This is a genomic window from Halomonas sp. YLB-10, from assembly GCF_003856855.1.
Lineage (GTDB): Bacteria > Pseudomonadota > Gammaproteobacteria > Pseudomonadales > Halomonadaceae > Halomonas > Halomonas litopenaei.
This window is the reverse complement of sequence record NZ_RRCU01000010.1, coordinates 156,887-177,856: the sequence shown is the minus strand read 5'-3', so window position 1 is coordinate 177,856 and position 20,970 is coordinate 156,887. Positions and strand designations below refer to the sequence as shown.

Below are 20,970 nucleotides of genomic sequence, written 5' to 3'. Positions count from 1 at the left end.
GCCCGGGGTATCAGGGCGTCCTGGGCATGGCACGCTTGTGGGCGGTGCGCCGCCAGGTGGCGATGATGCGCTCGGCGTCCTCGGGGGCGACACTCTCGCCGGTGAGGAAGCGGTCGATGGCGGCGTAGCTGACGCCGAGGGCTTCCTCGTCGCTCAATTGCGGGCGCAGTGACTCCAGGTCCGCCGTCGGCACCTTGTTGACCAGGGTATCCGGGGCGCCCAGTTGTGCAGCCATGTCGCGGACCTGGCCCTTGGTCAGGCCGGCCAGGGGCACCAGGTCGCAGGCGCCGTCACCGTGCTTGGTGTAGAAGCCCATCACTGCCTCGGCGGCCTGGTCGGTGCCGATGACCAGGCCTCCTTGAGCGCCGGCCACGGCGTACTGGGCGATCATCCGCTGGCGCGCCTTGATATTGCCCATCACGAAGTCGCGGTGGGCCTGGTCGCGAAACTCAAGGCCTGCCTGCTCCAGCGCTTCCAGCATGGCGTCGCTGGCCGGCTTGATATTGACCGTCAGGCACTCGTCCGGCTGGATGGCGTCCAGCGCCTGCCAGGCGTCGTCATCATCCTGCTGCTCGCCATAGGGCAGGCGCATGGCGATGAAGCGTGCTTCGGGCAGTCGCTCCCGCGCCGCCTCGACCGCCCGCTGGGCCAGCAGGCCGGCGCTGGTCGAGTCCACGCCGCCACTGATGCCGAGCACCAGGCAGTGCTGGCCGGTGGTGTGAAGCTGGTCGATCAGAAACGCCTGGCGCCGCTGAATTTCATCCCTGATGTCCGCCCCGGGCTGGACTTCGAGTTCACGCGCGATGATGCGCTGCAACTGGTCGATATCGTCGTGGGTCATCCGTGCCTCCTTGCGGGATTGGGGTGTCAGTCGTGCTCACGCCAGTAGGGCGCGAGCTTGCCGTCGCGAATGTCGCGGTGCCAGTCACACACCCGTTTGAGGGCATGATGGGCCGCCGCCAGGCGGACCTCGTTGCGATCCCCGTCGAAATGCTCGGTGGTGGTGATCACGTAGATCTTGTCCTCGTAGCGAAAACCCCAGCCCAGGCACACCGTGCCCTTGGGCGGTCCATCCTCGGGTTCGCCTGGGCCGGCGATGCCGGTGTTGGCGATCGCCAGCTTGGCGTTGGAGTTGTTCAGGGTGCCCAGCACCATCTCCCGGGTGATCTCCTCGCCGGTCAGGCCGTAGCGCGAGATGGTCTCGAAGGGGATCCCGAGGTAGCGGTTCTTGGCCTCAGGCGAGTAGACGGCCAGTCCGCTGTCGATGACCTGGCCGCTGCCAGGTACGCGGGCCAGTTCCGAGGCGATCAGACCGGCGGTGCAGGACTCCGCGGTGGCCAGCTTGATGTCGTGCTCGGTCAGGTAGTCGACAAGATCTTCCAGCCATTCCATGGCGTGCTCTCCTGCGATGATGAGAGTGGGAAATGCTCGTTTTGGCAAATTCAGCATAGGGGCTGAAGGCCGGGTCTTCCAACCCACTCCTTGCGAGACGGATGCCTCTCTATCTCCACTGATGTCTTATGTTGCCGTGCAGCCAGACAGGCTAAAGTGATAAGCAGACAAATAATTTTAGTGGTGATCCAGAGGGAGCGGCGGATGCAGGATCTGTTGTGGTACCAGTACGCGTTGATCGGGCTGATCTTCTGCTGGAGCGGTTTCGTGCGCTCCAGTCTGGGGTTCGGTGGGGCGGTGCTGGCGCTGCCCTTCCTGCTGCTGGTGCTCGATGAGCCACTGGTGTTCCTGCCGCTGGTGGCGGTGCATCTGTTGATCTTCTCGAGCTGGATCGCCTGGCGCGGCCATCGTCAGATCCAGCAGACCGGCAATACCGGCGACAGCAATATCGACTGGCGCTACTTGAAGCGCGCGCTGGCGATCATGATCGTGCCCAAGCTGATCGGGGTGGTCGGCCTCTTGACCCTGCCGGCTGAGCTGATGACGGCGGTGATCTTCGTGATCGTGATCGTCTACGGCGCCAGCTACGCCCTCAATCGCCCCTTTCGTAGCCGCAGCAAGACGGTGGACGTGGTGCTGCTGGCGCTGGGCGGCTACGTCAGCGGAGCATCGCTGATCGGCGCTCCGCTGATCGTCGCGGTATTCGCTTCCCATGTGGCCAAGCACCAGTTGCGCGACACCCTGTTTGTGCTGTGGTTCATCCTGGTGGTGATCAAGATGGTGTCCTTCATCATCGCCGGAGTGGACCTGCAGCTCGAGCATCACCTGTGGCTGTTGCCCTGCGCCATGGTGGGCCATGTACTCGGCGAGCGAGTCCACCAGGCGCTGCTCGGTGCTCGCTCCGAGGTGTTCTTCCGGGTGCTCGGGGTGGTGCTGGTGGCGGTCAGCCTGGTGGGCCTTGCGACCAGCGTCGGCTGATCGCGCCAACCGGCAGCCAGACGTTTCCACCTCGATGGATGGCGAGAGTCTGCTACCTCCAAGAGGGGCGCTGATCGATGAGCAGTTGGTGTAGAATATGGCCCTTTGGTGTCCTCGGGCGTGATGTGCGAGTGGCGGTTCTCGCCGCTATTCCTGTCGCAGCGTCTGGACACCGGCCGTAACGCCAGGGCGTCGTACGAGTCTCGTGCGGCGCTCTCATGGACGAGGAGTCGTCGTGAAGCTGCTGATTCTGGACGCCGGGCATTGTCTGTCCCTGGCCCTGGCGCGGGAAAGCAATCGGCGCGGTGATACCGAGCTGGTGATCGATCCCGCGACCCGCGTGGATCCTGAAGCGCTGCGTACGCTGGCGCCGGACGCGCTGATCATTCCCCCCTTGTCGCGCCCCTTCAGCGTGCCGCCCGCTGCGGTGGTCGAACACGCCGAGGCGGTCGAGGCCTGCATGGAGGCGTGCCGTGACGTTGGCATACCGCTGGTGTGGTGCGTCTGTGACCAGCTCTACGAGGATGGCCACGATTCGCCCATCGACGAGCACGTGATTCCGGCCCCCCGGGACGAGGGGCTGCGCCGGCTGGTGGCGACGGGCGACCGCATCCGTGCCGAGTGCCCCGAGCACCTGATCGTGCGGGTCGGTCCCATGTTCGCCCTGGAGGGTAGCCACGCCTGGCTCGGCGAACTGCTCGATACCCTGATCGATGGTGGCACCGTGCCCGCCGAGACCGACGTGACCCTGTGCCCGACGTCCGCTGATGCCGTGGCCATGGCGCTGATCGGCATGCTGCAGCAGCAGTCCTGCGGCGCCAATGCCTGGGGTAGCTACCATCTGGCCGGGGTAGAGCCGGTCAGCGCCTATACCTTCGTGTGCATGGTGCGCACCCAGTTGGGCACGCGTCTGGAAGGCCAGGGCGAAAATATCGCGCTGGGCGAGGTGAAGGCGCTCAGCCACCACCATGATCAGCCGCTGCGCCGGGTGCTCAACTGTCGCCGGGTGCTGGAAGTGTTCGGGGTACACCAGAAACCCTGGCGGCTCGAGGTGGGTCGCATGCTCGACACCTGGTGTCGAGCGCGGGAAGACGTGGCCTGCCAGGCGACGAGTCAGGGGAAGGACGCATGAATCTGCTGCGCAGCGTGATCTTCTATATTGGCTATTTTGCCGCGATGCTGGTGTGTGGCTTGCTGTTTCTGCCGCCGGCGCCGCTGCTGCCACTGCGCTCGCGCTATCGGCTGCTCAACCTCTACAACCACTTCATCATCGCCTGGTTCAGCCTGGTGTGCGGGGTGCGCTACGAGATGAAGGGGCGTGAAAAACTGCCCGATGGGCCGGTGGTGATCCTGTCCAATCACCAGTGCGAGTGGGAAACCGTCTACCTGCAGTTGCTCAAGCCTCCGGTGTGCACGGTGCTCAAGAAGGAACTGTTGAACTTTCCGATCTTTGGCTGGGGGCTGCGCCTGTTGCACCCCATCGCCCTGGACCGCTCCAAGCCTGCCCGGGCCATGCGCCAGGTACTGAGCCAGGGAGGCCAGCGGCTCAAGGAGGGGTTGTCGGTGCTGATCTTTCCCGAGGGAACCCGGGTAGAGCCAGGCAAGCGTCGCCGCTACAACAAGAGTGGGGCGGTGATCGCCTGCCGCGCCGGGGTGCCGGTGGTGCCGGTGGCCCACAACGCCGGCGAATGCTGGCCGGGGCGTGACTGGATCAAGCGGCCTGGCCGCATCTCGCTGGTGGTGGGCGAGCCTATCGCCACCGAAGGACGCACCCCTGAAGAGGTGCTGGTCGAGACCGAAGCCTGGATCGAGGCGCGCCTGGAAGAGATCTCCAGCGTGCCGAGGCCCGCGCCCGAAGAACTGGCGCGCAGTGTCAGTCGCTGAACGCGATCCGGCCCCACTGGGGCCGGTCTTGGGGCGCTCGGCATCATCGCCGATCGCCGAAAGAAAAGGCGGTCAAGCCGTCGCTTCGGTGGTGTTTTCCATCTCCTGATAGCCTGTCCGCTGTCTTTCGGCAACGCTCAGGTCATGTACACGCTCTCGCATGCCGTGAACGTCCCTGATGCCGGGAATAAGTTGTTGCGGATGGGTCCGGTCTGCCGTCAGCAGTATCAGGTTGCCCAAACCAAAGAGCCTGAGCAGCAAAGGCTCTGATGTCGACAGGTCGCGGATGCGTGCGATCTCCAACTGATCCACGCGGCGATTCAAGACGCCGTGATAGTAGTAGACTCGGCGCGGTGTGATATCAAACTTGGTGTTGGCCAAGCCAATGATCTTGCAGATGGGGATAATAAGACAGATCGCCCAAAGCGCAATAACAACATGTGATTCTTTCAGAGGAAACAATGGGTCTCCGTAGTATATGCCGATGTAGATGTCATAAAAAAATCGCCAGATTTGCTTTGCGAATAACGTTCCAATCGATGCGAGCAAAAATCCAACTATCAGCGAACCCACTCCCGCCAGAATCGAAGGCTTCAGCGTTGCGATAACGCTTTCATTCGAGGTGCTGTCGCTCATGGTTTTCTCCTTTTGTCGTTGGTGCGGGCCAAGCGAGTGTGGCAGCTCCGAGCATGCAAGGGCTGAAGCTGCCACGTATCGCCAGTCCTAGCCGTTGGCCAGGCGCTCGCGGATATTGTCGGCGCGTTCCTTGGAACCCGGGTGTGACGACATCAGGCTGCTTTCGCCGCCGTCGAGCTCGGCGAACTTCTGGAAGCCGGTCATCAGGCCCTCGCGAGGAATGTCTCGCTCGGTCAGTAGATCAAAGGAGAAGTTGTCGGCGTCGCTTTCCTGACTCTGGGAGAATTGGGCGTTGATGAACTTCTCGCTCAGGTCACCCAGTTGAGAGTCTGACAGGGTCGCCATCGCGCTGTTGCCGGATGCCGCCATGGCGTCTCTGGCGATCGAGGTGGCGTAGGCCGTCTGCATGGCCTTGCGGCTATGCCCCAGAGCCACGTGACCCAGTTCATGACCCAGCACACCCTCGATCTCGTTGTCGTTCATCATGTCCATCAGCCCGCTGTAGACACGCACGCAGCCGTTGGCCATGGCCCAGGCGTTGATGTCGTCGGTCATGTAGACCTTGTAGTTGACCGGGGTGCCTTCGATCTGGTGGCCCAGGCGGTCGGCAATGCGTTCCAGGCGCTGTGCATACTCAGAGTCGGGCGACGCCAGGACGGATTGGCTGTCCATCTGCTGGCAGCTCTGGTCAGACATGGCCTTGACCTCGGCGTCGCTGATGGTGGCGGCGTTGAAGCCGGCGAGCCCGGTGTTGATCATGCTGTCGGTGGACATGTTCTCGCAGCCGGTCAGCAGGGTGGTGCAGCCAAGCACGGCGACAGAAAGCGTAAGGCGTAGGTTCATGCTCATCATCCTTGATGAAAGAGGGAGTCGGGATGGTTCCTGCAGGACAAGGTCCTGATCGGCGGTTGCGCGCGCAGGATCGCGACGGGAGTTTCTGGAGCGCAAGCTGACCGTGTTCGGAGTTGTAGCACGCGCTATTGCAGCGCAACAAACCTACCCATTTTTCGTGTTTTTCAGACAACACTTTGTCAGCAATATCGTCTTGCTCTCCCTGGTAGTGGGAATAGCGCAATCCACAAACAACGACGGCGCCCCGAGGGGCGCCGTCGTGTTATTACCTGGCCGGGCTGGATCAGTCGTTGAAGCGCTGCAGCACCAGACAGGCATTGGTACCGCCAAAGCCGAAGCTGTTGGACAGTACGCGATCCAGCTTCACGCCATCACGGCGGCTGGTGACGATATCGAAGCCCTGGGCCTCGTCGTCCAGGTCGCTGACGTTGGCCGAGGCGGCGATGAAGTCGTTCTCCATCATCAACAGCGAGTAGATCGCTTCCTGCACGCCGGTGGCGCCCAGGGAATGCCCGGTCAGAGACTTGGTGGAACTCATCGCCGGGGTGCTGTCGCCGAAGACCTCGCGCACCGCCTTGAGCTCGGCCACATCGCCCACCGGCGTGGAGGTGCCGTGGGTGTTGATGTAGTCGATGTCGCCGTCGACGCTGGCCATGGCCTGGCGCATGCAGCGAATGGCGCCTTCACCTGACGGCGCGACCATGTCCTTGCCGTCGGAGGTGGCGCCGTAGCCGACCACCTCGGCGTAGATCTTGGCGCCGCGAGCCTTGGCGTGCTCGAGCTCTTCAAGCACCAGCATGCCGCCGCCGCCGGCGATGACGAAGCCGTCGCGGCTCTTGTCATAGGGGCGAGAGGCGGTCTGCGGGTCGTCGTTGTAGCTGGTCGACAGCGCACCCATGGCGTCGAACAGGCACGACAGCGTCCAGTGCTCCTCCTCGCCGCCGCCGGCGAATACCACGTCCTGCTTGCCGAGCTGGATCTGTTCCATGGCGGAACCGATACAGTGGGCAGAGGTGGCGCAGGCAGAAGAGATGGAGTAGTTCACGCCCTTGATCTTGAACGGGGTCGCCAGACAGGCCGAGACGGTGCTGCCCATGGTGCGGGTGACCCGGTAGGGGCCCACACGGCGCAGACCCTTCTCGCGCATCACGTCGGCGGCCTCCACCTGGTTGGCGCTGGAGGCGCCGCCGGACCCGGCGATCAAGCCGGTACGTTCGTTGGACACCTGCTCGGGCGTGAGGCCGGAATCCTCGATGGCCTGGGCCATGGAGACATAGGCGTAGGCCGCAGCGTCACCCATGAAGCGGCGCAGCTTGCGGTCCACCAGTTCGTCCAGGTCGATGTCGACCACGCCGGCGACGTGGCTGCGGAAGCCACGCTCGGCGTATTCTTCCTTGAAACGAATGCCGGACTGGCCGTTCTTGAGTGCCTCGAGTACCTGTTGCCGGTCATTGCCCAGGCACGACACGATGCCCAGACCGGTGACTACCACTCGTCGCATGGGAGCCTCCTGATCAGAAATTCGCGGTGGAGGTGAACAGGCCGACACGCAGGTCGTTGGCCTGATAGATATCGCGGCCATCGACGGAAACGGTGCCGTCCGCCATGCCCAGAATCAGGCGGCGGGTGATGACGCGCTTGATATTGATGCGGTAGGTGACCTTCTGGGCGTCAGGCATGATCTGCCCGCTGAACTTGACCTCGCCGCAGCCCAGCGCCCGGCCGCGTCCGGGGTGACCGAGCCAACCGAGGTAGAAGCCCACCAGCTGCCACATGGCATCGAGGCCGAGGCAGCCGGGCATGACGGGGTCGCCCGGAAAGTGGCAATCGAAGAACCACAGGTCAGGGCGGATATCGAGCTCGGCGATCAGTTCGCCCTTTCCGTACTCGCCACCCTCTTCGTAAATGCGCGTGATGCGGTCGAGCATCAGCATGTTGGGGGCCGGCAGCTGGGCATTGCCCGGGCCGAACAGCTCACCGCGGCTGCAAGCCAGCAGTTCATCGCGATCAAAAGAGTGTTGCTTGGTCACTGGAGCGTTCCGAGAGTCGAAGTGATGTACGCCGCGCACGGCAATCTGCCGCCATGCGGCCTGCCTAGTCTACTGTTCGTGGGGGCTGAATGCACCCCGTGGGCCTTCGATCATGGTCGTGGTAGACAGAAAGTCTGCTTTGACACTACAGATTCCGGGCAAAGCGCCGATAACGACAGCACACTTTTTTCGCGTTCTCTATCGCGGGAGTCCAATTCGACCATGTGGCCTCGGTTATCTTTCAATCGCCCGCTGATCTGGCTCGGGCTCTCGGCGATGTCAGCCGTCCTGTGGCTGCCGAGCGTCTCGCTCAGGCTCGGTGCGCTGTTGCTGATGGCGGTGGCCATGTGGGACGGCTGGCGTCAGGTGAAGCTCGAGCAGCGTCGCTCGCGGTTGACCGAGCAGGTGATGCGACAGTCGGGTGAGGCGGTGATGATCACCGACGATCAGCACCGTATCCAGGCGGTCAACCCGGCGTTTACCGAGCTCTCGGGGTTCGAGCTGTCCGAGGTGGCCGGCCTCAGCGCCAGCAACCTGGCGGCGGCGCGCCATGACAGCGCCTTCTTCGAGCGCTTCTGGCAGGCGCTGATCAGCGCCGGTCGCTGGGAAGGCGAGCTGTGGCAGCGACGCAAGGATGGCAGCGAGTACCCCATGTGGCTGGAGGTCCAGGTGATCACCGACCCCCATGGCCGCGCCGAGCACCATATCGCCACCTTTACCGATATCTCGCTGCGCAAGGCCCGGGAGCAGGACCTCAGGCGGATCGGTCGGGAGGATCCGCTGACCGGGCTGCCCAACCGTTTCCGTCTTCATGAATTGCTGGCCTCGCGTCTGCGTCATCTGCGTGCCGGTGAGTGCCTGGATCTGGCGCTGATCGATATCGATGGTTTCAAGGAGATCAACGACGGCCTCGGTGTCAGCGCCGGTGATCGATTGCTGGCACGTTTCGGCAAGCGCCTGGCCGGGCATGTGGCCGGCGGTGTGGTCGGGCGGCTGGGCGGGGACGAATTCATGGTCCTGCGTACCACTACCTACGACGATCACGAGCGCTGGGTCGAGGGCTTGAGGAGCCATCTGGGGGAGCCGTTCGAGATCGACGGCAGCACCTTGAGGCTCGGCATTACCATCGGCAGCTGTCGTGCCCCGGAAGACGGCAACGATGATGGCGTGCTGTTTCAGCGCATGGAGGCGGCGCTGGCGTCCGCCCGCCGCCATGGCGGTAATTGCTGCCAGCGCTTTCGGCCTGCCCTGGACGTCGGTGACGGTCCCAATCTGACGCTGCTCAATGACCTGCGGGAAGCCCTGGCCCAGGGAGGACAGCTGGAGCTTCACTACCAGCCGCAACATCGCCTCGCCGATGACGCCATGATCGGCATGGAGGCCTTGCTGCGCTGGCGACATCCCCGCGACGGGATGATCTCCCCGGCGGAGTTCATCCCCCTGGCGGAGCGTCATGGACTGATGGCGCCGCTGGGTGACTGGGTGATTCATCAGGCCTTGACCCAGCTCGCCCACTGGCGCTCGAGGGGGCTATCGCCGCTGCCGGTGTGGATCAACATCTCGGCGATGCAGCTGTTCCAGGGCGACCTGGAGAAGACCCTGGCCGCCGGCCGCGCGCGCCATGACGTGGCGTCCCAGTGGCTGGGGCTCGAGCTGACCGAGTCGGTGCTGCTGGACGATCGTGGCGGCGATATCGTGCCGCGACTGGAGCGATTGCGTGACCTGGGCCATCGCATCGCCCTCGACGACTTCGGTACCGGCTATTCGTCGCTGGGCTATCTCAAGGAGTTGCCGCTGGACAAGCTCAAGCTGGATCGTGCCTTCATCAAGGCGCTGCCGGGAGACAGCGCCGATGCGGCCATCGTCAACGCGGTTACGGCGATGGCGCGAGGGTTGTCACTGGAGATACTGGCCGAGGGCGTCGAAACCGCAGAACAGCGCGACTACCTGCGCCAGGCCGGTTGTGATGAGGTGCAGGGGTACTTCTACGCCCGGCCGATGCCGGCCCACGAGCTCGAAGCCCTGTGGCGGGAAAGCGCTACCCGTCAAGAGGCCAATACCCGTCAGGCGGTGGCCTGATGGCGCCTCTAGCCCTTGTTCAGCCTGAGCGTCGACGCAGGCCGATGCCGATGACCAGGCACAGCGAGGCCCAGATCAGTGCCTGGGCCGGCAGCAGCCAGTCGGCCAGCTCGACGCCCGCCAATGCCGCGCCGCCCAGGTAGGACGAGGGGCCGCCGATCAGGCCGCCGAGGGCGGCGAGCCAGGGGCGCGCCCATAGCCACTCCAGCGAGTGATGAATCAGGGTGGCGAACAGCGGCCACAGCCATAGAAGCCACAACGCCAGCGGACCGAGGCTCGGGCTCTGCGGGTCGAAGCGATAGCCGCCCAACGCCGCCAGCGAGCCATCGATCACGACCCCAGCCAGCAGAAACCCCAGCAACCAGCGCCATTCTCCGGGCTTGGCCAGCCAGCGCAGGTGCGCCACGATCACCGCCAGGGCAATGGCTCCGCCGGCCCAGGCGCCCATCAGCACACAGCCGAACCAGCCCAGCTGGAAGCCCGCCACATTGAGCAGCGAGGCCTGCCAGCGGGGGGGCATCGGTCCCCTGATCACGGCTTGCCGAGCCGAGTTCGCGGCCGCGCATCGGGCTTGGCCAGCAACAGGTGGCAGGTGCTGATGGTGCGCTCCGCGAAACCCGCCTCGCAGTAGCCCAGGTAGTAGCGCCACATCCGCACAAAGCGCTCGTCGTAGCCCAGCTTGCCGACCTGATCGAGGCTCGCCTCGAAACGCTGGCGCCACTCACGCAGGGTGCGGGCGTAGTGCGGGCCGATATCATCCAGATCGACAAGGTTCATCGAGGTGTGTTTCGTCAGGTTCTGCAGCAGTACCGTGGGCGATGGCAGAAAACCACCGGGAAAGATGTAGCGCTTGATGAAGTCCATCTCTCTGCGCGCGGCTTCATAGCGCTGGTCACGTACGGTGATGGCCTGCAGCAACGCCAGCCCCTGGGGCGCCAGCAACTGGTCCAGGGTCTTGAGGTAGCGCGGCAGGTAGTCGGCGCCGACCGCCTCCACCATCTCCACCGAAATCAGCCGGTCATAGCGCCCGCTAAGTTCGCGGTAGTCCTTGTTGAGCAGGGTGACCTTGTCCTCGAGTCCCTCCTCGGCCAGACGGCGAGCGGTATGCTCGTATTGCTCGCGGGAGATGGTGGTGGTGGTCACCCGGCAGCCGCGGGTACGGGCGGCATGGATCGCGAGTCCGCCCCAGCCGCTGCCGATCTCCAGCAGGTGGTGGTGAGGCCTGACGTCCAGCTTGTCGAGCATGACATCGAGCTTGTGGGTCGAGGCCTGCTCGAGGGTAGCCTCCGGGGAGGGGAAGATGGCACTGGAGTACATCCAGTGTTCACGGTCCAGAAAGGTCGCGAACAGGTCATTGCCGATGTCGTAGTGGGCCGCAATATGGCGCCGGGAGCCCTTGCGGGTATTGCGCTGCAGACGCAGCAGCGTGGACAGCAGGGCGCGTCCCAGGCCGGCCAGGCCGCCTTCCACATCGTCATTGACCCGGTCGATGTTGCGCGCAAACAGACGCACCAGTCCGACCAGATCGTCCACGTCCCAGTCACCGTCCATGTAGGCTTCTGCCGCCCCCAGGGTGCCGCCCAGCGCCATGCGCTTCCACACCCGACTGCGGCGTACCACCAGGGTTACGCTCAGTTCCCCCTGTTCCCCAAGCTGATGGCGCTCATGGCCGTCGACAAGGGTGATGCTGCCGTGGCGCAGTTGGCCCAATTGCGCCAGCACCCGAGGCTTGAGCCAGTGGCTGAGCCTGTCGCCGCGTCGGCTGATGGTGACGCCTTGTTCGCTCCTGAGTGTGGTCAAGACGGAGTCTCCTCGGATCTGGATGAGAGGCCTTCGGCCGGCGGTGGGTGATCGTGCAGCGGGACGCCCTTGAGCCACAGCTTGATTGCCTCCCAGTAGATGGCCGCCAGGGTCTTGGTGGCCATCCAGGGTTGCCGCGCAAGGCCGGCGAGCAGCGCCGGTCGGGTAGCCGGCCGGCCTGCCAGGGTCAGGGTGGCATCGAAGTGGCGCTGGCCATCCCGCCAGGTCTCCATGTGCATGGCGAGCTCACGCCCTGGGCTGTTGAAGCGCCAGTGGTAGGTCATGCCCATGGGCAGAAAGGGCGATACGTGCAGGTCCTTGTCGAACTCAGCGCGGTGGCTGTGACGCTCGGGGTCTACCGCGGCAGCGTAACGGGTGCGCTCGCGCCAGGGGGTATTGGTGACTTCACCGAGTATCGCGCCCAGACGCTCGCGTCCCTCGGCGTCGGGTTCGTGGTAGAGGTAGTAGAGCGAGATGGGATTGAACGACACCCAAGGAGAGCCAAGCTGGGTCAGCAGGCAGACGCGGCCCTGGGGCGCCTGGCCCAAGCGCTCGCGGACCTCGGCCCGGGCGGCGTCGGCCAGGGCTATCTCGCTGCCCCGTGCCGGCAGGTAATCCTCGCGCCTGAAGCGGGCCAGCGCCGGCCTGCGGGCACTGAAGCCGGGCACCCGGTCGAACAGTTCTGGCAGCTCCTCCAGGTCGAGCCAGGCCATCCATACGCGATAGGCAAACTCGTGGGGGCGCGGCAGAAAGCGCCGATGGCGCAGGGTGCCGCGGTAGATCCGCGAACGCGGTTTGGCGATCATGGTGCCACCGCCTCCAGCCGCTCATGGTCGCTTTCCTCGCAGCCCAGCGCCTTTGCCACCCGCAGCGCGCTCCACACGCCATCCTCGTGAAAGCCGTTGCGCCAGTAGGCGCCACAGAAGTGAGTACGCAACGCCGCAGAGGAGATCTCGGCATGACGCGCCTGGGCCAGGCTACCCTGGGCCGTGAACTGGGGATGGGCGTAGCGAAAGCGCCCGAGCACCTTGGCCGGGTCGATGCTGTCGGCGTCGTTCAGGGTCACGCAGAAGGTGTGCGGTGCGCTCAGGCGCTGGAGGATATTCATGTCGTAGGTGACCGAGACCCGGTCAGCGTCGCCGCGGCCGTCGAGGCGATAGTTCCAGCTGGCCCAGGCGCGTCGACGGCGCGGCAGCAGGCGTGTATCGGTGTGCAGTACCACCTCGTTGTCGGCGTAGGGCAACGCCGACAGCACCTCGCGTTCGGCGTGGCTGGGGTCATCGAGCAGCCCGAGCGCCTGGTCGGCGTGGCAGGCCAGCACCAGTTGGTCGAAGCGTTCCTCGCCTGCATCGGTGCGCAGCACCACGCCGTCGTGTTCCCGACGAATACCGCGCACCGGCGTTGCCAGGCGGATGGCGTCGGCGTAGGGCGCCACCATGGCATCGATATAGCCGCGCGATCCCCCTTCCACGGTGTACCACTGGGGCCTGTCGTTGACCGACAGCAGCCCATGGTGGTGGAAGAAGCGCAGGAAAAAGCGCGTGGGAAAGGCGCGGATATCGGCCAGGCTGGCCGACCAGATGGCGCCCCCCATGGGCAGCAGGTAGTGGCGCTGAAAGTCGTCGCTGAAGCCATGGCCATCGAGATAGTCGCCAAGGGGCATCAGCAGGGCATCGCTGGACGTATCCTGGCCCGGTCGCGCCAGATCGGCGATGGCCAGTCGGTTGAAGCGCAGGATCTCGCCCAGCAGGCGATAGAACGCAGGGCGCAGCAGGTTGCGACGCTGGGCAAACAGCGAGGTCAGGGTGTGGCCGTTGTACTCGAAGTCGCGGTCGGTGCGATGCACCGAGAAACTCATCTCGGTGGCCTGAGCGTTCACCCCGAGGTGTGCCAGCAGGCGCTGGAAGTGCGGATAGGTGCGGTCGTTGAAGACGATGAAGCCGGTATCGATGGCGTAGTCCCGCCCGTCCAGGCTGACATCCACGGTAGCGGTGTGTCCCCCCAGCCGGTCGGCGGCCTCGAACAGCGTCACCTGGTGACGCGCGCTCAAGTAGCGGGCGGCGGCCAGGCCGCTGATACCCCCACCGATCACCGCGATGCGCTGGGCCTCGAACGGCGGTTGAAGGCGAGTCATTGGTTGCGTTCCTTGTGGGGGGTGGAAGCGTCATCGTCTTCGCGCCTGACCAGGCGCTTGCCCAGGGCGATCCTCAGCCGCAGGGGCAGGATGCCCATGAACTTGACCAGGTAGGTGAAGCGCCGCGGGAAGTGGATGTCCCGTCGGCGTGCCGACAGTCCTTCGAAGATCGCCTTGGCCGCCTGTTCCGGCGTGACCGCCATGGGCATGGGGAAGTCGTTGCGTTCGGTCAACGGCGTCTTGACGAAGCCGGGGTGGATGACGCTGACGTCGATGCCTTGATGGGCCAGGTCGAGTCGCAGCGACTCGAGAAAGTAGCTCAGTGCCGCCTTGGACGCGCCGTAGGCTTCGGCACGCGGAAGCGCCAGATAGGCCGAAGCACTGGACGTCGCCACGATCTGCGGGCGGGCACCCTGGCGTCGGGCCTTGTGCAACAGCGGCAGAGCCACCTCGATGCCATGGATGGTGCCGAAGAAGTTGGGTTCGAAGTTGTCGCGAACCAGGGTGGTGTCGACGCGGCCGCCGTCGAGGTAGACGCAGGTCCCGGCGTTGAAGATCACCATGTCGAGGCCGTCGAAGGCCTCGTCGATGCGTGCGGCGGCCTCCTGCATCGACGCGCGGTCGGTGATGTCGGCGGGGACCGGCATGGCATTCTCGTGATCCTTGGCCAGTCGTTCGAGGCCAGCCTTGCCGCGCGAAGTCAGGGCGACGCGATGGCCATCGTCGAGCAGGCGTCGTGCCAGTGCCTCGCCGATGCCGGAGGTGGCGCCGGTCAGCCAGATGCGCTGAGGGTTGGGGTCGCGTGCCATCTACTGTCGCTCCTTTTGCGGTGCGGCCTTGCTGTCTGAGCTTGCTGTGGGCTCGATTCAAGCTCGCTGCGATTCACGCTTGTCGAGACTCACTCTTGTTGTACAAGGTCGGATCAGAATTCTGGGCCTGCTGTCAGCTACGTATCGGCGCCGTCCATGGTTTCAGCCGACGGTGCGTATATTTACCGAAGGCGCGGGCATCGACCGGCGCTGTCAGCCTCAACCGGCGGCGTGTCGCTTGATGCTGCGTATCACCGTGCCGAGCAACGGCAGGCGCTCGTAGAGCAGCGCACCGGCATCGAAGTGGTCCTGGTGGTGGACCACCTTGCCGCCGTCCGGTGAGGCGAAGCGCAATACCGAGCAGCCTTCCACGTCGATCTGGCGGCCTTTGCAAAGGCGCCGGTGGCGCAGCGCCATGGTCCAGCACACGAAGCCCCTGTCGCCGTCCCGCAGGCCATGGTGAAAGCGGAAGCGGCAGTCGATCACGTTGGCGTACAGGGCGTCGAAGTCGCGCTTCAGTGCCTCAATGCCTTCCACCCGATGCAAGGGGTCGATAAAGACGATGTCACTAGAATATATACTGTATAGCTTTTCTGTACAGGTATTGTCTAGTTTATTGAAGGTGTCGCAGAAGGTCGCCAGCACAGGGTCCTGGATCATGGGGGCTCCTTGTCGGTGTTGTTGTCGTCGGCAGATCGGACTGAGGTGGATCGGGCTTAGGTGGATCGGTCTGAGGTGGATCGGGCTTAGGTGGATCGGGCTTAGGTGGATCGGTCTGAGGTGGTCAGGGCTTAGGTGGTTCGTGCTTAGGTGGTTCGGGCTTAGGTGGTCAGGGTTTAGAGGGTTCGGGCTGGTGCGGATCAGCAAGGGGGTGTCAGTAAATCTGACCTGGGCTGAGCTATCTCACTAAAGCCCAAGCCAGACAGTAGTATGCCGAGTCCTTATCCCGTGTCCTTATCCCGCGTCCTTCGACAGGCTCTTGAAGGCGTCGAGTGCGCGCTCGCGGGCGGCGCGGTGGTCGACGATGGGGGCGGGGTAGTCGAGGTCGGTGAGCAGATCCCGGGTCGGGGCATGTCGCTTCTTCGGCGCCAGTGACGCAAGCTCCGGCACCCAGCGCGCGATGAACTCGCCTTCGGGATCGAAGCGTTCGGATTGGGTGGTGGGGTTGAAGATGCGGAAGTAGGGCGCGGCGTCGGTACCGGTGGACGCCGCCCACTGCCAGCCGCCGTTGTTGGCGGCGAATTCACCGTCGACCAGGTGCTCGAGGAAGAATCGCTCTCCACGTCGCCAGTCGATCAACAGATGCTTGGACAGGAACATGGCGGTCACCATGCGCAGGCGATTGTGCATCCAGCCGGTGGCGACCAGCTGGCGCATGGCGGCGTCGACCAGCGGATAGCCGGTGCGTCCTTCGCACCAGGCGGCAAAATCCTCGGGGGCATCGCGCCAGTCCAGGGCCTCGGTGTGGCGTTGAAAGGCCCGATAGCGGCACACCCTGGGGAAGCCTGTGGCCACGTGCTGGTAGAACTCTCGCCACACCAGTTCGCTGACCCAGGCGGTCAGGCCGGCGTCGCCGTCGCTCAAGCTACCGTCGTTGATCGCCATCACCGCCTGCATGCACTGACGCCAGGAGATCATGCCCAGCGCCAGATAGGGCGATAGCTCGCTGGTGCCGCGTCTGGCCGGGAAGTCCCGCTGCTCCCTGTAGCGCTTCGCCGGGCTGTCAGGGAAACCTCGCAGAAAGCGCGACAGACGGTCACTGGCGGCCTCCTCGCCGGCCGGCCAGTGGCGACCATCCACGCTCTTGTTCGGATAGTCGGGGCGCTGGCTGGCGCTGGAGGACAGCTCCAGCGGCGCCTGGCGCTCCGGTGGGTCCAGCACCTCGAGTCGCTCGGCGCTGATGGCCTTGTGCCAGGCCTTGGCGAAGGGGGTGAAGACGCCATAGTAGTCGCCCTTGCCGGTGAGCAGCTCGCCGGGACTGAAGGCCACGGCGTCGCGCAGGGCACGCGCCTCGAGGCCGTTGTGCTCGGCCTGCGCCAGCACCGCCTGGTCGCGCCTGACCTCATCGAGGGGGTACTCGCGATTGAAATAGAGGGCGTCGGCGCCGAGTTCCTCGGCCAGCGCCATCAGTGCCTGGGGGGCGTCATCGAAGCGTGGCACCTGACGCTGGATCAACGGAATATTGCGCTCGGCCAGGGCTTCGCCCAGGGCCTCCACGCCACGACACAGAAAGTCGAGCTTGTTGTCGCCGTGGCCATGTTCGCGCCACTGCTGTTCGGCGTGCAGAAAGACCCCGATAACCGGGCCGCGCCGGGCGGCGTGGTAAAGCGCAGTATTGTCGTGAATACGCAGATCGCTGCGAAACCAGACCAGAGTGACAGGCATGGGGAGCTCCCGCGAATCGTGTCGTGGTTAGAGTGGGCATCGCGCCGCGACGGGGATGATCAGGCTGTCTTGTCGTGGCTCAGTGCTGGCGAATCAGCGGCCTCAGCCGGTCCAGCGCCATGGGGATGTCGTCACCGAGCACCTCGATCTGGCTGTCGGCCAGTTCGGCGGCGCGGATGCGTGCCACCGGGCCGCACAGCGCCAGCGGAGTGTCGAGCTGTTCGGCCAGGCGAGGCAGCAGTCGACGGACCACGTCGGAGCGTTCGGCCTTGCCGCTGCACAGCACCACCGCACCGGGGCGCAGGCGCTCCAGCGCCAGCGGCAGATCGGTGAACGGCAGCGGCGCATCCATCAGGGCGATGCGGTAGCCGCGTTCACTGGCGGCGAGCGCCAGCATCAGGGTCCACAGCGAACCGTCATCGTCCGGCAGGGTGTCCAGCAGCAGGGTGGAACCACGGGCGGTGCGATTGGCGTGAAACAGGCGAATACCGATGCGCGTGCGCAGGAAGCTCTCCAGACTGCGTCGCTGCAAGGCCGCGCCAAGCTGCCCTTCCCAGCGCTCCTCGAGCTCTTGGACCACCGGCTGCCACAGCTCACTGATGCAGGTGCCGACCGGGTAGAGGGCCAGGGACTGCTGGTACAGGCCGTCCAGATGATCCATGTCGAGGGCATCCACCGCGCCCAGCATCTGGCGGCGCTGCGAGGTCCAGTCGCCGGCGGCGGGCGGTGCCGTCTCGGCGGGCTCGGGCTGGGTCAACAGATCCTTGACCTGACTGACCGGGACACCGCGGTTGAGCCATTGCAGAATACGTTCGACCCGCTCGATATCTTCCCGAGCGTAGAGGCGATGCCCCTTGGGCGTGCGGCGCGGCTCGATCAGTCCGTAGCGCCTCTCCCAGGCACGCAGGGTCACCGAATTGACCCCGGTGAGCCGCGACACTTCGCGGATGGGGTAGAGAGGAGATTCGGTGGGGGGCGCCGTATGACTCATGAGGGCCTCGATGCGTGTCCTGGTGCGATTGTGAAGGCGCAAGCTGCGCCCTGTCCCTGGAAGTTGTCGATGGCGTAGGTGACTCGACGTTTCCGTAGCTGTACAGACGCTACAAAGTGTACAACAGTTTTACCGCTTTTCGCTCACGCTGATTGAACGTCTAGGCTTAGTCCGAAAAGTCGGCGAGCGAAGGTTAGACAAGGCAAAAATCGGTGAGACAGCGCAGTTTACGGGGTGTAAATGAGCATGTTGATCCGATTTTTAACGCCGTATTACCGAGCGTAGGCACTTTTCAGACAAGCCCTAGGGGGCTGATCAGGGGGCGGGTGACAGCGTCTCGCCGACCTGGTCGGCCACTGCGCTTGCCAGCGCCTCGACGAACACGGGGTGTTCTCCTACCGGCGCCAGCAGCGTCAGTTCGAGCCCCGGGTGTTCGCTGCGCAGGGTGTCGATCTGGGCAGGCACATCCTTGCGCAGATGACGACCGGCGGCGAAGAACAGCGGCAGCACCTCGATGCGGGTAACGCCGGCTGCGCTCAGTTCGGCCACGGTGGTCTCCAGCGACGGCTCGCACAGCTCCATGTAGGACAGCCGGATCGGCGTGCCAAGGCGTGGCGCCAGGGCGTCGCGGAAGTGCTCGAAGGGCGCCCGCCAGTTGGGATCGCTGGAGCCGTGTGCAAGTAGTACCAGTGCGTATGACATGTTCGGTTTCCTGATGACCTGAAAATGGGTAAGCCTGCGACTGGCGCCCGCTTCAGGCGTCGGTGGCAGTACGATGCAGGGCCTCGGCGACGTGCACGCCCGACAGCCAGGCATCCTCGATACGTCCGCCGCGCAGACCGTCACCGGCGAGTGCCAGGCCATCCTCGCCGAGTCGGTGATCGGGCGCCGCCAGCGTAAGGTCCGCGGTGGCGTAGCGCCAGCGATGGGCACCGCTGGCCGTGATCTGGGGCAGAGAGGAAGCTGTCGGCAACCGGGTTGCGAGGGCCTTCTGCAGGGCTGCCGTCAGCCTGCTGGCCACGTCCTCGGCGTCATCCTCGAGATGGCGCTGACTCCACTCGTCCCGGGCCAGCAGCGAAAGCGTCTCGCTCTGGTGCTCGCGTCCGGGCTTACGATTCTGGCGAACCGCCAGGCGCAGCGGCCCCTGGTCAAAGCGTACCACTGGCCAGTCGGCGTCGATGCCCTCGAGCGTCAGCGCTGTGTCGAAGCGCACCCAGGCACTCCAGCAGGGCAGCATGCGGATCTCACGACAGGCCTGCGCCAGCGCCTCGTCGTGGGGGCGCAGCAGGGGTTCGGCCTGGGCCGCCGGCGCGGTCACCACCACCCGGTCGAAGGGGCCGTAGCTGTCACCCTGCGGGTCCTCTAGCCACCAGCCGTCCAGGCGATCGGTCAGGCGGGTGACGCGAGTCGCCGCAAACAGCTCATGGGGGGCGGCCAGGTGGCGGGTGATGGCGCTCATGCGTGGAGTGCCGCAGTAACGATGTTGATCGTCGCCTTCCTCATGCCAGGCGCCCGAGGCGTCGACCCGATAGCTGGAGGGCGGCCAGGGCGTGGCCACCCCTGCGGCTTCCCAGCGGTCGACCTCGGCGGCGAAGGCAGCGTCACGCACGCTGAAGTATTGAGCACCCAGGTCGAGGGATTCGTCTCCCTCTCGGCGAGAACTGCCACGCCCACCGGGCCCTCGGCCCTTGTCGAACAGCACCGCACGGTGACCGTGTCGGCGGAGCTGGCCGGCGCAAGCCAGGCCGCTGAACCCCGCTCCAATGATGGCGACCTGCAGCATCGACGGAAGCCCTCCTCGAGCCTGTGGTGTCAATATCTTGGATGTAGCGTATAAGTGATGTACAACTTGAGTCAAATGAAGTCCTAGACCGGCCAGCGCACAACCGACTAGGCTGAAATCAGGCTGGTCGCACGCTGCGGTGGTCGCTGCCGTCAAAGAGGGCCGACGGTATGTGGTCGGGGCCAGGGATCGTTGTGTATTGCGAGAGGACAAGCTATGCGAGTACTGATCACCGGTGGCAGTGGCTTTGTGGGCCAGCGTCTGTGTCGACGCCTGGTGGACGCCGGTCACCGCGTACAGGTGGTCTCCCGCTCACCGGCGCAGGCGGCGAAGGTGCTGCCCGAGGGAGCGGATGTACGGGTCAGCGCGCTGGACTTCGTCGACGCGCCGCCCGGGGTGCTGGTCAACCTGGCAGGCGAGCCCATCGCCGACAAGCGCTGGAGTGACACCCAGAAGGAAAGACTTATCGATTCGCGCATCAACGCCACCAGGGAACTGGTGATGCTGTGCGAACAGCTGTCGCAGACCGCCAAGGCCCCCAGGGTGCTGGTCAGTGGTTCGGCCATGGGCTTCTACGGCGATCAGGGCGGGGGCGAGGATGCGCCGCCGGTAACCGAGCAGACAGCGCCCCATGATGAATTTGCCCACCGCCTGTGCAAGCGCTGGGAACAGGCCGCCGCTGGAGTGAAGGACTTCGGCGTGCGCCTGGCGATCCTGCGCACCGGCCTGGTGCTGGATGAAGGCGGCGGCATGCTCAAGAAGCTGCTGCCACCGTTCAAGCTTGGGCTGGGGGGGCGGCTCGGCAAGGGCGATCAGTACATGCCCTGGATCCATCGCGAGGATCTGGTGGAAATGATCCTGTGGTTGATCGAGAAGGAGCACCTGAGCGGGCCCTTCAACGGCAGTGCCCCGGAGCCCGTCACCAACCGCGAGTTCACCGAAGCGATCGGGCGTCACCTGAAGCGCCCGACGCCCTTTCCGGTGCCGGCGATGGTGCTGGAGACCGCCTTCGGCGAGATGTCGCGGTTGCTGCTGACCGGCGCGCGCATGGTGCCGCAGCGCTTCGAGGAGGAGGGCTTCAGCTTTCGCTACCCGACCCTGGACAAGGCGCTGGACGACATTCTTTAAGACGGCGCGAGTTCCGCTGTTCGACACCGGCGGTCGCTACTGCCGGTCGAGACCCCAGGCGACTCACCTCACGCCAAGGCCTTGCACCG

The 20,970-nt window shown here is 64.9% G+C and carries 21 protein-coding genes; 5 read left to right on the top strand and 16 right to left on the bottom strand.

The genetic code is table 11. The annotated features are described in order from the left end of the window. Nucleotides 1-10: 10 nt before the first annotated feature. Both nadE and EBB56_RS20380 read right to left on the bottom strand, forming a co-directional pair. Entirely contained in the window at nucleotides 11-841 is an 831-nt protein-coding gene (gene nadE / locus EBB56_RS20385) for an ammonia-dependent NAD(+) synthetase (RefSeq protein ID WP_045990834.1), read from the bottom strand. 26 nt (nucleotides 842-867) lie between these two features. Beyond that, on the bottom strand, nucleotides 868-1,392 hold the full coding sequence (locus EBB56_RS20380) for a CinA family protein (protein ID WP_045990833.1): 525 nt from the start codon (nucleotides 1,390-1,392) through the stop codon (nucleotides 868-870). A 204-nt stretch (nucleotides 1,393-1,596) separates the two neighbouring features. On the opposite strand from EBB56_RS20380, the gene EBB56_RS20375 reads away from it, so the two are divergent. From EBB56_RS20375 to EBB56_RS20365, 3 genes are all read left to right on the top strand, one after another. Beyond that, nucleotides 1,597-2,370: a sulfite exporter TauE/SafE family protein gene (locus EBB56_RS20375; RefSeq protein ID WP_045990832.1), complete on the top strand. Its 774-nt coding sequence runs from the start codon at nucleotides 1,597-1,599 to the stop codon at nucleotides 2,368-2,370. A 235-nt stretch (nucleotides 2,371-2,605) separates the two neighbouring features. Continuing rightward, nucleotides 2,606-3,502 carry a sugar nucleotide-binding protein gene (locus EBB56_RS20370; RefSeq protein WP_045990831.1) on the top strand — a complete coding sequence of 299 codons (897 nt, stop codon included), beginning with the start codon at nucleotides 2,606-2,608 and terminating at the stop codon, nucleotides 3,500-3,502. After that, nucleotides 3,499-4,254: a 1-acyl-sn-glycerol-3-phosphate acyltransferase gene (locus EBB56_RS20365; protein WP_045990830.1), complete on the top strand. Its 756-nt coding sequence runs from the start codon at nucleotides 3,499-3,501 to the stop codon at nucleotides 4,252-4,254. The genes EBB56_RS20370 and EBB56_RS20365 overlap by 4 nt, the downstream gene beginning before the upstream one ends. 72 nt (nucleotides 4,255-4,326) lie before the next feature. On the opposite strand, the gene EBB56_RS20360 is transcribed toward EBB56_RS20365, so the two are convergent. The 4 genes from EBB56_RS20360 to fabA form a co-directional block, all read right to left on the bottom strand. Beyond that, entirely contained in the window at nucleotides 4,327-4,890 is a 564-nt protein-coding gene (locus EBB56_RS20360) for a PH domain-containing protein (protein ID WP_052704180.1), read from the bottom strand. Between the two features lie 87 nt (nucleotides 4,891-4,977). Beyond that, nucleotides 4,978-5,733: a M48 family metallopeptidase gene (locus EBB56_RS20355; protein ID WP_045990829.1), complete on the bottom strand. Its 756-nt coding sequence runs from the start codon at nucleotides 5,731-5,733 to the stop codon at nucleotides 4,978-4,980. Between the two features lie 292 nt (nucleotides 5,734-6,025). Continuing rightward, entirely contained in the window at nucleotides 6,026-7,243 is a 1,218-nt protein-coding gene (gene fabB / locus EBB56_RS20350; protein ID WP_045990828.1) for a beta-ketoacyl-ACP synthase I, read from the bottom strand. Nucleotides 7,244-7,256: 13 nt separating this feature from the next. Then, complete coding sequence (gene fabA / locus EBB56_RS20345) at nucleotides 7,257-7,772, bottom strand: 3-hydroxyacyl-[acyl-carrier-protein] dehydratase FabA (RefSeq protein ID WP_045990827.1); 516 nt, start codon at nucleotides 7,770-7,772, stop codon at nucleotides 7,257-7,259. A gap of 222 nt (nucleotides 7,773-7,994) precedes the next feature. On the opposite strand from fabA, the gene EBB56_RS20340 reads away from it, so the two are divergent. Beyond that, nucleotides 7,995-9,851: a bifunctional diguanylate cyclase/phosphodiesterase gene (locus tag EBB56_RS20340; RefSeq protein WP_108449188.1), complete on the top strand. Its 1,857-nt coding sequence runs from the start codon at nucleotides 7,995-7,997 to the stop codon at nucleotides 9,849-9,851. 19 nt (nucleotides 9,852-9,870) lie between these two features. Here EBB56_RS20340 and EBB56_RS20335 read toward each other — a convergent pair whose 3' ends face one another. From EBB56_RS20335 to EBB56_RS20285, 10 genes are all read right to left on the bottom strand, one after another. Beyond that, nucleotides 9,871-10,371, bottom strand: a complete 501-nt coding sequence (locus EBB56_RS20335; protein ID WP_124805186.1) for a DUF2878 family protein — start codon at nucleotides 10,369-10,371, stop codon at nucleotides 9,871-9,873. 11 nt (nucleotides 10,372-10,382) lie between these two features. Next, nucleotides 10,383-11,651, bottom strand: a complete 1,269-nt coding sequence (locus EBB56_RS20330; protein ID WP_124805185.1) for a cyclopropane-fatty-acyl-phospholipid synthase family protein — start codon at nucleotides 11,649-11,651, stop codon at nucleotides 10,383-10,385. Further along, nucleotides 11,648-12,457, bottom strand: coding sequence for a DUF1365 domain-containing protein (locus EBB56_RS20325; RefSeq protein WP_124805184.1), 810 nt, complete (start codon nucleotides 12,455-12,457; stop codon nucleotides 11,648-11,650). The genes EBB56_RS20330 and EBB56_RS20325 overlap by 4 nt, the downstream gene beginning before the upstream one ends. Continuing rightward, nucleotides 12,454-13,785, bottom strand: coding sequence for an NAD(P)/FAD-dependent oxidoreductase (locus tag EBB56_RS20320; protein WP_124805183.1), 1,332 nt, complete (start codon nucleotides 13,783-13,785; stop codon nucleotides 12,454-12,456). Before EBB56_RS20320 ends, EBB56_RS20325 begins: the two co-directional genes overlap by 4 nt. Continuing rightward, entirely contained in the window at nucleotides 13,782-14,594 is an 813-nt protein-coding gene (locus EBB56_RS20315) for an SDR family oxidoreductase (RefSeq protein ID WP_124805182.1), read from the bottom strand. Before EBB56_RS20315 ends, EBB56_RS20320 begins: the two co-directional genes overlap by 4 nt. Before the next feature lie 219 nt (nucleotides 14,595-14,813). Beyond that, a complete protein-coding gene (locus EBB56_RS20310; protein WP_124805181.1) occupies nucleotides 14,814-15,254 on the bottom strand; it encodes a nuclear transport factor 2 family protein in 441 nt (146 codons plus the stop codon). Nucleotides 15,255-15,548: 294 nt separating this feature from the next. Beyond that, entirely contained in the window at nucleotides 15,549-16,979 is a 1,431-nt protein-coding gene (gene phrB / locus EBB56_RS20305; RefSeq protein WP_124805180.1) for a deoxyribodipyrimidine photo-lyase, read from the bottom strand. Between the two features lie 79 nt (nucleotides 16,980-17,058). Next, nucleotides 17,059-17,970 (bottom strand): MerR family transcriptional regulator, encoded by a 912-nt coding sequence (locus EBB56_RS20300; RefSeq protein WP_045990818.1) that lies wholly within the window; start codon nucleotides 17,968-17,970, stop codon nucleotides 17,059-17,061. A gap of 315 nt (nucleotides 17,971-18,285) precedes the next feature. Further along, the gene (locus tag EBB56_RS20290; RefSeq protein ID WP_124805179.1) at nucleotides 18,286-18,672 is read right to left on the bottom strand and encodes a sirohydrochlorin chelatase; all 387 of its coding nucleotides are present in this window, start codon (nucleotides 18,670-18,672) and stop codon (nucleotides 18,286-18,288) included. Between the two features lie 52 nt (nucleotides 18,673-18,724). Then, nucleotides 18,725-19,753, bottom strand: coding sequence for an NAD(P)/FAD-dependent oxidoreductase (locus EBB56_RS20285; RefSeq protein ID WP_124805178.1), 1,029 nt, complete (start codon nucleotides 19,751-19,753; stop codon nucleotides 18,725-18,727). A 216-nt stretch (nucleotides 19,754-19,969) separates the two neighbouring features. Here EBB56_RS20285 and EBB56_RS20280 point away from each other — a divergent pair, with 216 nt between their 5' ends. After that, entirely contained in the window at nucleotides 19,970-20,881 is a 912-nt protein-coding gene (locus tag EBB56_RS20280; protein ID WP_124805177.1) for a TIGR01777 family oxidoreductase, read from the top strand. Nucleotides 20,882-20,970: the final 89 nt, after the last annotated feature.

Bases quoted from the DNA above. Each gene is read 5' to 3' on its own strand.
- nadE (WP_045990834.1), bottom strand. From the start codon at position 841: ATGACCCACGACGATATCGACCAGTTGCAGCGCATCATCGCGCGTGAA.
- EBB56_RS20380 (WP_045990833.1), bottom strand. From the start codon at position 1,392: ATGGAATGGCTGGAAGATCTTGTCGACTACCTGACCGAGCACGACATC.
- EBB56_RS20375 (WP_045990832.1), top strand. From the start codon at position 1,597: ATGCAGGATCTGTTGTGGTACCAGTACGCGTTGATCGGGCTGATCTTC.
- EBB56_RS20365 (WP_045990830.1), top strand. From the start codon at position 3,499: ATGAATCTGCTGCGCAGCGTGATCTTCTATATTGGCTATTTTGCCGCG.
- EBB56_RS20360 (WP_052704180.1), bottom strand. From the start codon at position 4,890: ATGAGCGACAGCACCTCGAATGAAAGCGTTATCGCAACGCTGAAGCCT.
- EBB56_RS20355 (WP_045990829.1), bottom strand. From the start codon at position 5,733: ATGAACCTACGCCTTACGCTTTCTGTCGCCGTGCTTGGCTGCACCACC.
- fabB (WP_045990828.1), bottom strand. From the start codon at position 7,243: ATGCGACGAGTGGTAGTCACCGGTCTGGGCATCGTGTCGTGCCTGGGC.
- EBB56_RS20340 (WP_108449188.1), top strand. From the start codon at position 7,995: ATGTGGCCTCGGTTATCTTTCAATCGCCCGCTGATCTGGCTCGGGCTC.
- EBB56_RS20335 (WP_124805186.1), bottom strand. From the start codon at position 10,371: ATGCCCCCCCGCTGGCAGGCCTCGCTGCTCAATGTGGCGGGCTTCCAG.
- EBB56_RS20325 (WP_124805184.1), bottom strand. From the start codon at position 12,457: ATGATCGCCAAACCGCGTTCGCGGATCTACCGCGGCACCCTGCGCCAT.
- EBB56_RS20320 (WP_124805183.1), bottom strand. From the start codon at position 13,785: ATGACTCGCCTTCAACCGCCGTTCGAGGCCCAGCGCATCGCGGTGATC.
- EBB56_RS20315 (WP_124805182.1), bottom strand. From the start codon at position 14,594: ATGGCACGCGACCCCAACCCTCAGCGCATCTGGCTGACCGGCGCCACC.
- EBB56_RS20310 (WP_124805181.1), bottom strand. From the start codon at position 15,254: ATGATCCAGGACCCTGTGCTGGCGACCTTCTGCGACACCTTCAATAAA.
- phrB (WP_124805180.1), bottom strand. From the start codon at position 16,979: ATGCCTGTCACTCTGGTCTGGTTTCGCAGCGATCTGCGTATTCACGAC.
- EBB56_RS20300 (WP_045990818.1), bottom strand. From the start codon at position 17,970: ATGAGTCATACGGCGCCCCCCACCGAATCTCCTCTCTACCCCATCCGC.
- EBB56_RS20290 (WP_124805179.1), bottom strand. From the start codon at position 18,672: ATGTCATACGCACTGGTACTACTTGCACACGGCTCCAGCGATCCCAAC.
- EBB56_RS20285 (WP_124805178.1), bottom strand. From the start codon at position 19,753: ATGCTGCAGGTCGCCATCATTGGAGCGGGGTTCAGCGGCCTGGCTTGC.
- EBB56_RS20280 (WP_124805177.1), top strand. From the start codon at position 19,970: ATGCGAGTACTGATCACCGGTGGCAGTGGCTTTGTGGGCCAGCGTCTG.